Below are 15,257 nucleotides of genomic sequence, written 5' to 3'. Positions count from 1 at the left end.
GGGATCGCGCAGCATGCGATTTCCGCGCGCGGTGCGCCGGGAGCCCTTGGAGGCGCGTTGGCGCTCGTCTTCGCGGCCGGCGCCGCGGCGGCGGTCGCATCGCTCGCGTCCATGCCCGCGATGGGCGAGATGCCGATGCCGGGCGGCTGGGCGATGTCGACGCTCTGGACGCAGATGTGCGGGCGGACGTGGGCCGGCGCGGCGGTGTCGTTCGTCGGCATGTGGATCGCGATGATGACGGCGATGATGTTGCCGTCGGTCGGGCCGATGCTGTGGCGCGTCGCGCGGGCGGCCGGCTGGATGCGCGAAGCGCGCGCCTGGCCGCGGGCCGCGTCGGTCGCGGCCGGGTATGGCTTCGCGTGGACCGCGGCCGGCATCGTCGTTTACGCGATCGGCGCCGCGCTGGCGGCCGTCGTGATGCGCGCGCCGGCGCTTTCGCGCGCTGTTCCGGTCGCGGCCGGTGCAGTCGTGCTGAGCGCCGGCGCGTTTCAGTTCACCGCGTGGAAGGCGCGCCATCTGGCGTGTTGCCGCGTGGCGCCGGGGCGCTGCGGCGCGTTGCCTGAGCGCGTCGGCGCGGCGTGGCGATTAGGTGCGCGTTTCGGTTTTCATTGCTGCTGCAGCAGCGCGGGTCTCACCGCGAGCCTGCTCGTCATCGGGATCATGGATTGGCGTGCGATGGCCGCCGTGACGGCCGCCATCGCCATCGAACGTCTTGCGCCGGCCGGCGAGCGTGCTGCGCGTGCCGTCGGGGGCGTCGGCGTCGGGGCGGGGGCGATCTTGATTGCGCGAGCGGTCGGGATCGGATGACGCCGCATGCGATGCGGGCGGCGCCGGGTAGCGCGGGCAGGGCGCTTGCGCGGCGCGTTGCCGACGGGGCTGATGCGGTCGAGGCTCGGGAGTCGGCGGGGGCAACGGGGCGCGTAGGTCGCAAAGGCTGCAAGGACTAGGACTGCAGGAGCACCGAGTCATCGGGTCACGCGACGGCCTGGCGAGCGTCCGGCAACGGCGTGGCGAGGACGCGCCGCCCGCCCGCCGACACGGGCTTTCGCGCCGCGTCGCGCGCCGCCTAGCGTCGCGCCGTCCCCGCGTGTCCGGGCCCGGCGCGAACGGACGCGCGCCCGCGCGAAACGAAAGCGGATCGAAAAGGACTCGAACCGGGATCCGAACGATTCGGGGGGCAATCGCCCGAAAACGCCTAAGCCGTTGTTCGTGTTGTGAAAATTAACCGAGCTTCGCGTATAATTCGCTTTTGCGCCTATAGGATTTGCCATGCGTCTGATCCAAAAAGCACTCACGTTCGATGACGTGCTCCTCGTCCCGGCGTTCTCCGACGTTCTGCCGCGCGACACCAGCCTCAAGACCCAGCTGACCCGCAACATCTCCCTGAACATGCCGCTCGTGTCCGCCGCGATGGACACGGTCACCGAAGGTCGCCTCGCGATCGCGATGGCGCAGCAAGGCGGCGTCGGCATCGTCCACAAGAATCTCACCCCCGTCGAGCAGGCCCGCGAAGTCGCGAAGGTCAAGCGCTTCGAATCCGGCGTCGTGCGCGATCCGATCACGGTTCCGCCGAGCATGAAGGTGCGCGACGTGATCGCGCTGTCGCGCCAGCACGGCATCTCGGGCTTCCCGGTCGTCGAGGGGCCGAAGCTCGTCGGCATCGTGACGAACCGCGACCTGCGCTTCGAAACCCGCCTCGACGAGCCGGTCAAGTCGATCATGACGCCGCGCGAGCGCCTCGTGACGGTCGCCGAAGGCACGCCGCTCGCGGACGCGAAGGCGCTGATGCACAGCCACCGCCTCGAGCGCGTGCTCGTCGTCAACGACGCGTTCGAGCTGCGCGGCCTGATGACGGTCAAGGACATCACGAAGCAGACCGAGCACCCGGAAGCGTGCAAGGACGAACACGGCAAGCTGCGCGTCGGCGCGGCGGTCGGCGTCGGTCCGGACAACGAAGAGCGCGTCGAGCTGCTCGTGCAGGCGGGCGTCGACGTGATCGTCGTCGATACCGCGCACGGCCACAGCAAGGGCGTGCTCGAGCGCGTGCGCTGGGTCAAGCAGAACTTCCCGAAGGTCGAGGTGATCGGCGGCAACATCGCGACGGCATCCGCCGCGAAGGCGCTCGTCGAATACGGCGCGGATGCGGTGAAGGTCGGCATCGGCCCGGGCTCGATCTGCACGACGCGGATCGTCGCGGGCGTCGGCGTGCCGCAGATCAGCGCGATCGCGAATGTGTCGGACGCGCTGCGCGGCACGGGCGTGCCGTGCGTCGCCGACGGCGGCGTCCGCTTCTCGGGCGACGTGTCGAAGGCGCTCGCCGCCGGCGCGAACGCCGTGATGATGGGCAGCATGTTCGCCGGCACCGAAGAAGCGCCGGGCGACGTGTTCCTGTATCAGGGCCGCCAGTACAAGTCGTACCGTGGCATGGGTTCCGTCGGCGCGATGAAGGACGGCGCGGCGGACCGCTACTTCCAGGACAACTCCGCGAACATCGACAAGCTCGTGCCGGAAGGCATCGAAGGCCGCGTCGCGTACAAGGGTTCGGTCAACGCGATCATCTTCCAGCTCATCGGCGGCGTGCGCGCGAGCATGGGCTACTGCGGCTGCAAGACGATCGCCGAGCTGCACGAGAAGGCCGAATTCGTCCAGATCACCGCAGCCGGCATGCGCGAGTCGCACGTGCACGACGTGCAGATCACGAAGGAAGCCCCCAACTATCACGTGGACTGATCGCCGATGAAACCGTTGCTGCGCGCCGTTCTTCTCATCGATGCCGTCCTGCTTGCCGGCTTCGGCCTCCTGTTCGTGCTGACGCCGTGGAAAGCACTGTACGACGCGCTGCAACTCGTCACCGTCGATCCCGCGATGGTCGGGCAGGCGTTCGGCATCGCGCTCCTCGGCCTCGCGTGGCTGTCGGTGCACGCGGCCTTCAACGGCGATCTGACCGCGGGCGTCGCGCGCGCGGTCGGGCACGTGAACTGGCTGACGGGTGTCGTGACGCTCGTCTGGCTGCTCGCGATCCGCTCGCCGCAGTTGTCGTCGTTCGGGCAATTCGTGTCGGTGGTCGCGGGCGCCGTGCTGCTCGTGATCGGTTTCGGCGGCGTGCGGCTCGCGGCCGTGGTGCGGCGGCGCGAGAAGGCGCAGGCGGCCGATGCGCGCGTCGCGTCGAAGCGCGCCGCGGAGCCGGCCGTGACGCCGTCCGCCGCCCCGCGCGCATCGAGCCGAGCGTGTCGCGTGCAGGCGTCGCGACCGGAGCGGCGAGCGCCGCATCGGCAACGGGCGCGAGCGCGGTGTCGGCCGAGCGCGCAGGCGCTGTGACGAGCGACGCGGCGCGACCGCCGTCGCAACCGTGAGCGGCCCGGTTCTCACGACTGTCAGGCCGCCACGCTTCGCGGCCGCGCGATCGCCCGAATACGTATTCGATGCAGCGCCTCGGGCGCTGCTTTTGTTATTCCATTGTTCTTTTTCCCGTCCGCTGCCATGCACGACAAAATCCTGATTCTCGACTTCGGTTCGCAAGTCACCCAACTGATCGCGCGGCGCGTCCGCGAAGCGCACGTCTACTGCGAGATCCACCCGAACGACGTCACCGACGACTTCGTCCGCGAATTCGCACCGAAGGGCGTGATCCTGTCCGGCAGCCACGCGAGCACCTATGAGGACCAGCAGCTTCGCGCGCCGCAGGCGGTGTGGGACCTCGGCGTGCCGGTGCTCGGCATTTGCTACGGGATGCAGACGATGGCCGTGCAGCTCGGCGGCAAGGTCGAGTGGAGCGACCATCGCGAATTCGGCTACGCGGAAGTGCGCGCGCAGGGCCACACGCGCCTGCTCGACGGCATCCAGGATTTCGCGACGCCGGAAGGCCACGGGATGCTGAAGGTGTGGATGAGCCACGGCGACAAGGTCGCCGAACTGCCGCCCGGCTTCGCGCTGATGGCGTCGACGCCGAGCTGCCCGATCGCCGGCATGGCCGACGAGGCGCGCGGCTACTACGCGGTGCAGTTCCATCCGGAAGTCACGCACACGCTGCAGGGCCGCAAGCTGCTCGAGCGCTTCGTGCTCGACATCGCAGGCGCCGCGCCCGACTGGATCATGCGCGATCACATCGAGGAGGCGGTCGCGCGCATTCGTGAACAGGTCGGCGACGAGGAGGTGATCCTCGGCCTGTCGGGCGGCGTCGATTCGAGCGTCGCGGCTGCGCTGATCCACTGCGCGATCGGCGATCAGCTGACCTGCGTGTTCGTCGATCATGGCCTGTTGCGCCTGAACGAAGGCAAGATGGTGCTCGAGATGTTCGAAGGCCGCCTGCATGCGAAGGTCGTGCACGTCGACGCGTCCGAGCAGTTCCTCGGCCATCTCGCGGGCGTCACCGATCCGGAGGCCAAGCGCAAGATCATCGGCCGCGAATTCGTCGAGGTGTTCCAGGCCGAGGCGAAGAAGCTGACGAACGCGAAATGGCTCGCGCAAGGGACGATCTACCCGGACGTGATCGAATCGGGCGGCGCGAAGACGAAGAAGGCGACGACGATCAAGAGCCACCACAACGTCGGCGGCCTGCCGGAGACGCTCGGCCTGAAGCTGCTCGAGCCGCTGCGCGACCTGTTCAAGGACGAGGTGCGCGAGCTGGGCGTTGCGCTCGGCCTGCCGGCGGAGATGGTGTATCGCCATCCGTTCCCGGGCCCGGGCCTCGGCGTGCGGATCCTCGGCGAAGTGAAGCGCGATTACGCGGAACTGCTGCGCCGCGCCGACGCGATCTTCATCGAAGAACTCCGCGCGACGAGCGCGACCGAGCAGGATGCGGCGGCGGGCCTCTGCGAGCCGTCGCAGGTCGGCAAGAGCTGGTACGACCTGACGAGCCAGGCGTTCGCGGTGTTCCTGCCGGTGAAGTCGGTCGGCGTGATGGGCGACGGCCGCACGTACGACTACGTGACTGCGCTGCGCGCCGTGCAGACCACCGACTTCATGACCGCGCACTGGGCGCATCTGCCGTATGCGCTGCTCGGCCGCGTGTCGAATCGGATCATCAACGAAGTGCGCGGAATCAACCGGGTCGTGTACGACGTGTCGGGCAAGCCGCCGGCGACGATCGAGTGGGAGTAGGGGTTCTCAAATTCCTTTTAAAAATCAATAGCTTGCGACGGGTTGTAAATAAGCCGCACCCAATTCTAAATTGGCCGAGGCAGGTCTATAAGCTCTTGAGAAATAAGGGAATTCTTGAAGCGCATCTGCCCCGGCAGGGAGCCAAAGCCACCACAATTTGACGGTATTTCTGACGGTATACGCGGGCAGCATGCATAGCGGCGCGCTTGATACCGTCAGCGGCCTTGACGGTATCTGCAAGCGATGAGATAGACGCTGCGGGAGACCAGAATTGCAGCGATGCTCGGGAGCCCGATCAAGATCTCAATTGGCGGGTACTCAGAATTGCTGTGCAATGATGGCTTCTCGCGATAGGCTTTGGCGGACTTCGTGTTCGAACCGGTTTTGGGCATGGGGCAGAAACCAGCCAATAGTTGCCGCTCACCCGTCGCAGAAACCCGTCATTCGAACGCCTGATCCACTCCGGAACCTGCCCGATCCTCAGTGCAGGAATCTCGGCCATCGCTGTGGCGGCGCACCCAACTATTTGGCCGAAAGCACTTGACTGACCCGCTCAGCTGCTGGCATGGGAATCGAGAGCACAAGCGAAGTCGTGATCGTGCCGAAGCTGCCAATTCTGTCGATGACGGCCTCTAGCTCCGCGCTCGACCGGGTCAACACGTGGAGGACGTAGCTGTCCTCCCCGGTGACCCGCATGACCTCCACCACGTTCGGCGTTTCGCGAAACGTCTTTAGAAGACTGGTGCCCCGCTCCGCGGAAGCCCCGATGCGGATCATGGCGTTGATCGGAAAACCCAGCCGCGTCCAATCCACTTCGGCGCGATACCCCTTGATCACGCCGCGCTCCTTCAAGCGCCGGACGCGCTCCGCACACGCGGGCGCAGTCAATCCGACTTCTGCCGCGAGTGACTTGTAGGGAGCCCTGCCGTCGCGCAGCAACATCTGCACCAGCTTCAGGTCGATTGCGTCGAGAAAGTTCCGATCTGCGGTTTCCATGGAAATAAAAGATAGATGGTGTCCTGACTTTCGATTCTAAGGCGAGTGGCGCGTCAATATAAAGCAAACTTGCTCCATTCCCGACTTAAATGTGGAGCGTTCAATGAGTACCGTGACGACAGCAGGTTTTGCCTTCGTCGAGTTTGCATGCCCGGATTCCGACGCGCTGGTTGCCCTGTTCGGAAAGCTCGGATTCAAGGCACTGGGGCAGCGCGCACGCACGGGGGCAATCCTCCTGCGCCAGGGCGAAGCTGTCCTGATCGTGAATCCTGCGCCGAATCCGTTCCGGGACGTTCACGGGGCGTCGGCGCGCGCGATCGCGATCCACGTCGACAACGCTGCGAATGCGTTGGCACTGGCGCTTGAGGGCGGTGCGCGTCGGGCGACGCCGGCCGAGTCTGGCGAGTTCGTCATCGACGCGCCGGCGATCGTGGGCATTGGCGACAGCCTCGTCTATTTCGTCGATCACGACGTCGAGTCGGTGTTTTCGACGCCGTATCGGCCGGGGCAGGCTGTCGAGGTGGCGAATGTCGCCATCCAGGCAATCGACCACACGTCGAACATCGTCAAGCCGGAGAACCTCGACCGCTGGGCCGACTTCTACCAAGCCACCTTCGCCTTCGTCCAGAAGCAATATCTGGATGTGAAAGGCAGGCAAACGGGGATGCGGGCGCGGTCGATGGTGAGCCCGTGCGGAAAGGTGTCGATCCCGATTGCCGCCGCCGCGCACGACCAGCCCGGCGTCCTGAACCAGAACGACGAGTTCATCCGCGACTACGGCGGCGAGGGCATTCAGCACATCGCCTTCCTGTCATCGAACATCGAGCAGACGATCGCGGCCATGGAAACCGCCGGGATCGACTTCATCGACGCGCCGCCTAACACCTACTACCGGAACCTGGACGCCCGGGTTCCCGGTCATGGGCAGAACCTCGAAAACATGGAGCGCCGAGGCATTCTCGTCGACGGCAAGAGCGACGGGAGGATTCTGCTGCAACGCTTCACGCGCCGCCAGATCGGCCCGATCTTTTTCGAGATCATCGAGCGACGCGGCGAGGACGGGTTTGGCGAAGGCAATTTCAAGGCGCTCTTCGAATCGCAGGAACAGGATCAGGTTCGGCGCGGATCATTGAATGCTTCGTAGACGGAGCCTGTTCAGCATCTTTTCTTTCACAAGGTACCCACCATGCATTCTTCCAAGACGACCGTTGCCCTTTCGGATCCACACCCGGTTTTCGGCAGCACCGAGGTTTTCAGGACGTTCAACTACGCGCCAGCCGTTGCGGCGGCCGGCTTGCTGTTCATCGCCGGCCAGATCGGCATCCGGGCAGACGGGACCGTGCCGGCGAGTGTGGAGGAGCAGATCGATCTCGCATTTCAGAGGCTGGGCGCGATTCTGCAGGCGGCGGGGCTCGGCTTCGAGGATCTCGTCGAGTTGGTCAGCTATCACGTGGATGTCGGGACACAACTCGCAACGTTCCGCGAAATCAAGGATCGCTACATCAAGGTGGATGCTCCTGCGTGGACCATCCTCGGCGTAGCCGCGCTGGCCAGGCCGACACTTCTTGTCGAAATCAAGGCGGTGGCTATGACACGCTCCGCGTAAGCCCAATGGCCTCCATGCCGGATATCGCCGGAGTGTGTCCCTGCGCACACCGTGCGGCTCTGGCAGCGATGCTATCCCGCGTCTGATTCCTCACGGCAATTCAGCTGCAGGCTCACAGAAAGTCATACCGCCTGAATCGCGCGCGAACGGGGCTCCGCTCCGGTGCTGGAGGTCAGCAAGAGGCCGGCGCCGTGGTTCCGTATGTTGGCGCATTGGGCACCAACGTAGCATTGCTACTTCATGCATGGCGTCTTATCACCTCATACAGCTGGTCACAGGATCTGGCGAGGTTTCTCTCCGGTGAGGTCGCGACTCCCAGCAGAAGTCCTGACCTCGCAGAGGCCGGCGACATATACCAGGGTGACAGCGGTGCGGGACCCAATCCGAACGCTAACAATGCTCTCGCAATGGAAATGTCCGAGACGCCGTCCGGCAACCGCACGAGTACAGCCAAACCGGCAGTCGCCGTCTCGAAAGCGCGCTGGTCGAGGCATGCAAGCAACGCGTCACGTTGACCGGCATAAAGGCGCTTCATGCGTCGAAGATGGCGCATGTAGTGTCCGTCGTGCATGAACTGCGCAGTCGCGAGTTGCACAGACAGCCAGGGTGCCGGGGCCAGGCATGCTGCCACTTCTGCGAACCGGGATACGAGCGGCAAGGGGGCGACAACGAAGCCCAACCGCAGTGCGGGACTGATCGTTTTGCTGAACGAACCAATATGAATGACACGCTGGCCACGATCAAGCGATGCGAGCGCCGGTGCAGCACGCGCCGTCAGTTGGAGCTCGCTCAGGTAGTCGTCTTCAATCACCCAGACTCCTTCTTTTGCCGCCCAGTCGAGAAGGCGCAGACGCCTGGCGAGCGAAAGCGTGGGACCGAGCGGCGCCTGCTGCCCGGGGGTTACGACAACCAGATCGGTATTCGGCTCATATTGGAGGCCGTAATCGATATTGAGCCCTTCCGCATCCACCGGTATCGGCGAAAGTGACATATTCGCGAGTTCCAACCCGTGTCGCGTGAACGGAAAACTAGGGTTCTCGACCCACGCCTTTTTACCCTCCAGGCCCAGTACACGTAGTGTCAGTCCGAGCCCGCCGCTAAAGCCGCTCGTAATGACGATCTGGGCGGGCGAGCACGTGATGCCGCGCGCAATGGCGAGGTAGGCCGCTATTTCGCGCCGCAATTCCAGTTCGCCCCGAGGATCGGGATACACTACTGAAGCGCTCGATTCCGCGCGCAGAGCGAATGACCGAACTTTTGTGAAGAGTTTGGCGGGTAGCGTTTCCTGGGCGGGCACGCCCATCTGGAAAATCGCCGGCCCGGCAGTGAGTTCCCCGTACATCTCCATGAACGAGCCCGGATCAGGCCGTTCTTCCACCTGAACGGGAACGGGCGGCCGATCCGCCACCCGTGTTCCGGCCGCCCGGGAAGCAATAATGAGTTGAGCGTTGGCAAGTCGGTCATATGCCTCGCGCACCGTGCCACGGGCGACACCAAGCTGGGCTGCGAGGTCCTGCCATGATGGCAGACGTGCTCCCGGCGCAAGCACGCCGCTCTCTATTGCGGTGCTGATCGCGTTGCGGATCTGCTCGGCCAATGAAGCCTTCGCAGACCGATCGAGCTGTATTTGCAGTGGCCTGGTCATGCGTTCATGGTACATAAAAGATGTTCATTCCTGGTTCTTACTTGTGGCCCAGCTCGCCGACACAATACAAGGGTCCTAAGGAGAAGCATCTTTATGAACATTCGATCTGTCCTCGCTGCCGCCTGCACAACCGTTGCCTTCGCCGTCACAATGTCCGCTACTGCGCATGAGACCGGTGAAACCGTTGTACCCAACTTCGAGCATGCCATCCCCAACATTCCCGGCAAGTCATTGATCGCGGTGGAGGTCGACTATGCGCCCGGTGGCGCGTCGCCGACGCACACTCATGCCAAATCGGCATTCATCTATGCGTACGTCGTCTCGGGTGCCATCGAGTCACAAGTCAATGACGGCCCGAAGCGGGTCTACCGTGCCGGCGAAAGCTTCTTCGAGGATCCTGGTTCGCTTCACCGCGTGAGCCGTAACGCGAGCAAGACCCAGCCCGCGAAACTGCTCGCGGTGTTCGTGGTTGATTCCAACGACAAGGCCCTGACCACACCCGTCAAGTAAATCAAGCACATCAAGGAGCAAAAACATGAGCAAGCGTCTCGACTACAACCAGATCGCACCCGCGGGCGTCAAGGCGCTTGGCGGAGTCTACGGCTACGTCATGCAGAGCAGCCTTTCCCCGGTTCTCGTCGAACTGGTGTACTTGCGCGTGTCGCAGATCAACAACTGCGCGTACTGCCTCGACATGCACACGCGCGACCTGCTGAAGAAAGGCGTGAAGTTCGAAAAGCTGGCGCTGGTGCAGGCGTGGTCCGAAGCCGGCAATCTGTTTGACGCGCGCGAGCGCGCCGCGCTTGCGTGGGCCGAGTCAGTCACGTGCGTCGCGAGGACTGGCGTCCCCGATGCGGCGTACGACGCGGTCCGCGCCGAGTTCGACGAGCGCGAGCTCGTGGACCTGACGATCGCAATCAGCCTGATGAACACGTACAACCGGATGGCCATCAGCTTCCGGAACACGCCCCAGGCCGTGCAGGAAATCTGAGGCGAGGTGGTCGGGTTTCGCGGCGCCTGGATCGCCGCGTCGCCAACAGGAGATACTCATGAAGATTTTCGTTGCCGGCGCGACAGGCGCCGTGGGATTGCCGCTCGTCCGCGTGCTATGCACGCTCGGCCATCAGGTGATCGGCATGACTCGCGCAGGCGCGGGCGTGGATCGCCTGCGCGAGCTCGGCGCGGTACCAACGTGTGCCGACGCTTTCGACGCCGGTGCCGTACGTTCCGCAATCGAGGTCGCCTCGCCGGACGTCGTCATCGACCAGTTGACCTGGCTTCCCGCCAACCCCGCGGACATTATCAAGTCGATGCCCAACGACACGCGCCTTCATCGCGAGGGCGGCACCAACCTGCTCGCCGCGGCCCGGGAGTTGGGTGTCGGCCGCTATATCGTGCAATCTCGCGGATTCTACCTGGATGCTCCGGCGGGATGGCTCGCCGACGAGACAGCCAGGCTCAGGTACGACGCGCCAGGCGAAATTGGCGAGAGCGCGCGTACCATTGGCGAGTATGAGGACAAGGTACTTGCCTCGCCATCACTCGATGGTGTCGTGCTGCGCTACGGCTTCTTCTATGGTCCCGGCACCTGGTACCGCCCCGACGGCGCGATTGCCGAACAGGCGCGCAACGGCGAATCGGCGATCATCGGAGAAGGCAATGCCGTCTGGTCGTTCGTCCATATCGACGACGCCATCGCGGCAACCGTCGCCGCGTTGACGTCCGAGCCTGGCGTCTACAACATCGTCGACGACGATCCCCTGCCCGTCGCTGAATGGCTGCCGGCGTTCGCACGCTGGGTCGGCGCGCCGCCGCCGAGCGTCAGCGTGAACGACGCGCCGAATTTGGCTGGCGAGGAAGCGGTCTTTTACCACACGCGGCTGACCGGCGCTTCAAATGACCGAGCCAAAGCGAAGCTCGGATTCGCGCCCAGGCCGCTTCTGTGGATGAGCAGCGCAGCCTAGGAGCGTGCGCGGCAGAAATCTGATGTCATCCGGGCGGGCCGGGTAAAACGTTGTTAGAAGATGCCAACAAGCTATCTCCCCTACGAGCCGGTGCTCGTGTACGGCTATGCGACCGGCGTGTTTCCGCTTCGACTATCGTCTGAATGGTCGCCGGGAGACCCTGGTCATTGGCCGCTACGATCCCGGGCTGCCAGCACGCGGTGCACGCGCTGCCGACGAACTTTCCTTTGGCATGTCGATGCGTCTTGCGGAAGCAAGGCTGCTCCTTGAGCGTGCTCGTCGGGAAGTGGAGCAGGGCGCCAGTCCGTCCAGAAGCAAGGTTGAAAAGCGTGTAGAAGCGGCCGAAGCGATGACGTTGGGGAAGTGGGCCGAAATATACTTCGCGGAAGCCACGCTCGCGGAATCGACCCGCGCGATGAGGAAGTCCGTCTACGACTGGAATCTCGCAGCGGAGTTCGGGCGGCTGAAGCTCGAAGAGATCACACCTTCAAGACTCCTAATGAGGTGCGAGAAGATCAAGGAGCGGGGTGCGGCTGCACCTGCCGTTCAGGCACGCGACATCGTCCTCCAGGTCTATCGTTTTGTGCAGGCAAGAGCTGAAGGTAGCCAATCCTGCAGAAGACATACGGCCCTCCGCTATTGCTACCTTCAAGCCGCGAGACCGGGCACTGACACCCGGGGAGATCCATGTGCTAGGAGCGCACGCCCACGCTCCCCACGCTGCGTCTGGCGATCAAGTTCATGCTGTTGACGCTGGTGCGCAAGTCGGAATTTATCCTTGCTCGCTGGAGCGAGGTGGACTTCAATGCAGCGATCTGGACAATTCCGAAGGACCGGATGAAGGCTGGTCGCGCGCACAATGTCTATCTGAGCCAGCAGGCCCTGGACATCCTGGTTACCTTCGAGACAGCAGCTAGCCGAGTCCAACGCCCATGTCACGATTGGCTTTGTTGGAGCCTCTTGAGAATCACGGGCAGCGTGGTCGCCAGATGACGCGAAAGCGCCCTCACGCGCGCGTTTTCGCGAACATCGGCATGGTTGAGTACCCAAAGCGGTACGGGTAGCTCTTCCAGGACGCCAGTCACGCGGCGCAGCGATGAATTGGCGTCTGCCGCAAGCAGCGGAAGAATTGCAGCACCTATTCCAGCAGCCGCAGCGTGCATGATCGCGATGACCGAATCGGCCCGCAATCTGGGACGCATTCCCGGCAGTCGTGCATCGAGCCATCGTGCGATCGCCACCCGGCGCAAACTCTCGTCGAACCCGATCCACGGCAACTCCTCCAGTTTGGGTGCCTTGCCTCCGCGAAAGTACCGGCGGTGAGCGAATACGGCGTAGCGTAGCTCTCCGACCTTCCGCCCGTACAGATGCTCGGCTGGCTGATCGGCAATTCGGAGTGCAAGGTCCGCTTCGCGATGCGTAAGGTTGACATTCTGGTTCGCGACGTCGATCTCAATCTCGATCTCTGGATTTGCATCGAGAAAGGTTGGCAACACTTCAGGCAGAAGATATGCGGCGAATATCTCCGTCGTGGCGATCCGCACGACGCCACTCAGTCTGACGTCGGCTCCGAGAACACGGCGCTCGGCAGCTAGTGCAGCCTCCTCCATGACTCGCGCCGACTCCGCCACGGCCTCGCCATGAGCGGTCGGCGAATAGCCGTTGCGTCCGCGCTCGAATAGTTCGGCGCCGAAGCGCTCTTCGATTCCGCGGATACGCCGGAAGACCGTCGAATGCTCGACCTGTAGCACACGGGCAGCCCCACTGAGACTGCCTTCGCGCGCGACGGCCAGCACCGTGCGCAGATCGTCCCACGCGAGAGGTGATGTGCTTTTTTGCAAGTTTGATTTGCGCATATTGCTACTTCCTTTGCGTTAACGCACAGAATACTCTTCCCAGCGTCGCAACCCAACTGGAGATTCATCATGCAACTGAAGAGCAAAGTGGCCGTCATCACCGGCGGCAGCAGCGGTATCGGCCTGGCTGCAGCAAAGCGGTTCGTCGAGGAGGGTGCCTACGTGTACATCATGGGCCGGCGTGAAGCCGAGCTCGACAAGGCCAAAGCTGCGATCGGCAAGAACGTGACAGCAGTTAAAGGCGACGTCGCCAATCTCGCCGATCTGGACGCACTCTACAAAACCATCGAATCCGAAAAGGGTGTCGTTGATGTTGTGTTTGCCAACGCTGGCTTTGTCGAGCAGAAGACGATCGATCAGATCACGCTGGAACACTACGACAAGACATTGAACATCAACCTCCGCGGTGTCATCTTCACCGTGCAGAAGGCGTTGCCGCTGATGAAGCATGGTGGTTCCGTCATCCTCACGTCCTCGATCGTCGCCGACAAGGGCCTCCCGGCGTACGACGTGTACAGCGCCACCAAGGCGGCCCTGCGTTCACTGGCCAAGACTTGGACCATGGAGCTGAAGGACCGTGGCATCCGCGTCAACACCTTGAGTCCCGGAGCTACTGATACGCCGATCATCGATGGTCAGTTCACCAGCAAGGAACAGGCGGATGTAGCGAAGAAAGCGTTCTCGGGCATGACGCCGATGGGACGCCTTGGCCGTCCTGAGGAACTGGCCGCTGCTGCCCTCTTCCTGGCTTCAGAGAACAGCAGCTACATCACGGGCATTGACCTTCCGGTCGATGGCGGTTTCGCGCAGGTGTAACTACACGAGCCTCTCTCCCACGACCCAGTGGGAGAGAGGCTGGTGTGTTGCCTGGATTAGCGCGCGACTCGCAGAACTGGAGCGCTGTTCCGATGCTTTGGACGTCTGCTTGCGGATGTGACGAGTGGCAGCTTCTGGTCGATTATTCGCAGATGGGTGATCACCGCAACCAGGTGCAGTGATCACAATCGACCGAAACCATGACCGCAAGCGATCTATGCACGTACTTGGCGCACGTTAAATTTCATGAAACCATATTGTCACCAGCCTGTGACCTCAATCCCACGCCGACCGACGTCAAGACACGCATCCTGACGACTAACATCGATCTCGACGAGGGAACGTGGTCGGGGCCTCCTTGAAAATGCGGCGGAGTTTTTCGGCTTGTCGCTGAAACAGGCTCGGGCCACGATCCGGGAGGTGGCCGACGTGACCCGGACATGGCAGGTGGTTGCCGCTGAGGTTGGTTGCAGGCGCGCAGAGATCGCACGCATGGCCAGTGCCTTCGAGCACGACAATCTTGGTGCAGCATTGCGGTTGTGACGGTACCGAGAACCGCGTTCGAACGAGCCTGACGGTATCAACGACGGTATCGTGCTCACAAATCGTCCTGAGCCGGTAAGTGCTCGCGCTTTTTCAAGCAAAGCGGGTGTTGATCCTCCGATGCGTTCCGACTACAGCCGTCAACTGCTGGGCATGATTGTCGGTATCTCTAACGGTATCGACGCCGCATGACCACGCAGAAACGCCGCCCCCACAAGACTCCAGCCACTGGATTGACAATCGAGTGGGAGTGAAATCAGGTCCTTCGGGGACTATCGCTAGCTATTGAAAAACTAACGTAACGCATTGATTTGTAAAGAAATGCGTCGCGGTAGCTATCGGTGGCTATCGCGGGCCAGCAGGACAGGTTGGCGGTAGAACTGGAGGTAAGAACCGACGGCCGGATTAAGACCCTCCCGTTCACTATCCAGACCAAAGCCGTCTTTGACGGTAAAAGTCTTCTCGGGAAAGCTGGTTTTATGCGGCTTTCCGAGCATCAGCAGGTCTCCTGGCCTCTGACGGTAAAAGCCGTCACAAACAGGAGAAAAACCTCGATGCTCACCGACGCTGCACTACGTAACCTCAAGCCTAAGTCTGAACCGCCCCGGATTTGGTGGAGGCTCGAACTCTTGAGAGAATGGAGCCATGAGCAAGAAGCCAAGCAAGTTTTCCCCGGAAGTCCGGGAGCGCGCAGTCCGTCTGGTACGAGAGCAGCGTAGCGAGCATCCGTC

General features: G+C 63.1%; 14 protein-coding genes and 2 pseudogenes. 12 read left to right on the top strand and 4 right to left on the bottom strand.

The window, feature by feature from the left end:
* Window positions 1-57: 57 nt before the first annotated feature.
* The 4 genes and pseudogenes from WS62_RS21870 (at window position 58) to guaA (ending at window position 5,100) form a co-directional block, all read left to right on the top strand.
* Window positions 58-807 (top strand): DUF2182 domain-containing protein, encoded by a 750-nt coding sequence (locus WS62_RS21870; protein WP_066575357.1) that lies wholly within the window; start codon window positions 58-60, stop codon window positions 805-807.
* Between the two features lie 462 nt (window positions 808-1,269).
* The gene (gene guaB / locus WS62_RS21865; protein ID WP_066575188.1) at window positions 1,270-2,730 is read left to right on the top strand and encodes an IMP dehydrogenase; all 1,461 of its coding nucleotides are present in this window, start codon (window positions 1,270-1,272) and stop codon (window positions 2,728-2,730) included.
* A gap of 6 nt (window positions 2,731-2,736) precedes the next feature.
* Window positions 2,737-3,353 (top strand): annotated as a pseudogene (locus WS62_RS21860) (hypothetical protein).
* Window positions 3,354-3,480: 127 nt separating this feature from the next.
* Complete coding sequence (guaA, locus tag WS62_RS21855) at window positions 3,481-5,100, top strand: glutamine-hydrolyzing GMP synthase (protein ID WP_066575187.1); 1,620 nt, start codon at window positions 3,481-3,483, stop codon at window positions 5,098-5,100.
* Between the two features lie 522 nt (window positions 5,101-5,622).
* Here the strand turns inward: guaA and WS62_RS21850 are convergent.
* Window positions 5,623-6,096: an Lrp/AsnC family transcriptional regulator gene (locus WS62_RS21850; protein ID WP_066575186.1), complete on the bottom strand. Its 474-nt coding sequence runs from the start codon at window positions 6,094-6,096 to the stop codon at window positions 5,623-5,625.
* A gap of 103 nt (window positions 6,097-6,199) precedes the next feature.
* Between WS62_RS21850 and hppD the strand changes: the two genes are divergently transcribed.
* Entirely contained in the window at window positions 6,200-7,240 is a 1,041-nt protein-coding gene (gene hppD / locus WS62_RS21845; protein ID WP_066575185.1) for a 4-hydroxyphenylpyruvate dioxygenase, read from the top strand.
* A 42-nt stretch (window positions 7,241-7,282) separates the two neighbouring features.
* Window positions 7,283-7,702 (top strand): RidA family protein, encoded by a 420-nt coding sequence (locus WS62_RS21840; protein ID WP_066575183.1) that lies wholly within the window; start codon window positions 7,283-7,285, stop codon window positions 7,700-7,702.
* Window positions 7,703-7,940: 238 nt separating this feature from the next.
* On the opposite strand, the gene pdxR is transcribed toward WS62_RS21840, so the two are convergent.
* Window positions 7,941-9,299 carry a MocR-like pyridoxine biosynthesis transcription factor PdxR gene (gene pdxR, locus WS62_RS21835; RefSeq protein ID WP_331460082.1) on the bottom strand — a complete coding sequence of 453 codons (1,359 nt, stop codon included), beginning with the start codon at window positions 9,297-9,299 and terminating at the stop codon, window positions 7,941-7,943.
* Between the two features lie 141 nt (window positions 9,300-9,440).
* Between pdxR and WS62_RS21830 the strand changes: the two genes are divergently transcribed.
* The 4 genes and pseudogenes from WS62_RS21830 to WS62_RS21815 all read left to right on the top strand — a co-directional run.
* Window positions 9,441-9,857 carry a cupin domain-containing protein gene (locus WS62_RS21830; RefSeq protein WP_066575180.1) on the top strand — a complete coding sequence of 139 codons (417 nt, stop codon included), beginning with the start codon at window positions 9,441-9,443 and terminating at the stop codon, window positions 9,855-9,857.
* Between the two features lie 25 nt (window positions 9,858-9,882).
* Entirely contained in the window at window positions 9,883-10,338 is a 456-nt protein-coding gene (locus tag WS62_RS21825) for a carboxymuconolactone decarboxylase family protein (protein ID WP_066575175.1), read from the top strand.
* 58 nt (window positions 10,339-10,396) lie between these two features.
* Window positions 10,397-11,311, top strand: coding sequence for an NAD-dependent epimerase/dehydratase family protein (locus tag WS62_RS21820; RefSeq protein ID WP_066575174.1), 915 nt, complete (start codon window positions 10,397-10,399; stop codon window positions 11,309-11,311).
* Window positions 11,312-11,429: 118 nt separating this feature from the next.
* A pseudogene (locus WS62_RS21815) lies at window positions 11,430-12,220 on the top strand (tyrosine-type recombinase/integrase); the annotation flags it as partial.
* 26 nt (window positions 12,221-12,246) lie between these two features.
* Here the strand turns inward: WS62_RS21815 and WS62_RS34545 are convergent.
* The gene (locus WS62_RS34545; RefSeq protein ID WP_082721187.1) at window positions 12,247-13,167 is read right to left on the bottom strand and encodes a LysR family transcriptional regulator; all 921 of its coding nucleotides are present in this window, start codon (window positions 13,165-13,167) and stop codon (window positions 12,247-12,249) included.
* 66 nt (window positions 13,168-13,233) lie between these two features.
* Here WS62_RS34545 and WS62_RS21805 point away from each other — a divergent pair, with 66 nt between their 5' ends.
* Together WS62_RS21805 and WS62_RS38370 are read left to right on the top strand one after the other, a co-directional pair.
* Window positions 13,234-13,983, top strand: coding sequence for an SDR family NAD(P)-dependent oxidoreductase (locus WS62_RS21805; protein WP_066575169.1), 750 nt, complete (start codon window positions 13,234-13,236; stop codon window positions 13,981-13,983).
* Window positions 13,984-14,367: 384 nt separating this feature from the next.
* Complete coding sequence (locus tag WS62_RS38370; protein WP_231748379.1) at window positions 14,368-14,526, top strand: hypothetical protein; 159 nt, start codon at window positions 14,368-14,370, stop codon at window positions 14,524-14,526.
* Window positions 14,527-14,861: 335 nt separating this feature from the next.
* Here WS62_RS38370 and WS62_RS37540 read toward each other — a convergent pair whose 3' ends face one another.
* Window positions 14,862-15,023 carry a hypothetical protein gene (locus tag WS62_RS37540; RefSeq protein WP_197422895.1) on the bottom strand — a complete coding sequence of 54 codons (162 nt, stop codon included), beginning with the start codon at window positions 15,021-15,023 and terminating at the stop codon, window positions 14,862-14,864.
* Window positions 15,024-15,257: the final 234 nt, after the last annotated feature.

Origin of the sequence: Burkholderia sp. ABCPW 14 (genome assembly GCF_001523835.1) — a bacterium.
Lineage (GTDB): Bacteria > Pseudomonadota > Gammaproteobacteria > Burkholderiales > Burkholderiaceae > Burkholderia > Burkholderia mayonis.
The sequence above is the reverse complement of the archived record's forward strand: the minus strand, read 5'-3'. Positions and strand labels throughout refer to the sequence as shown.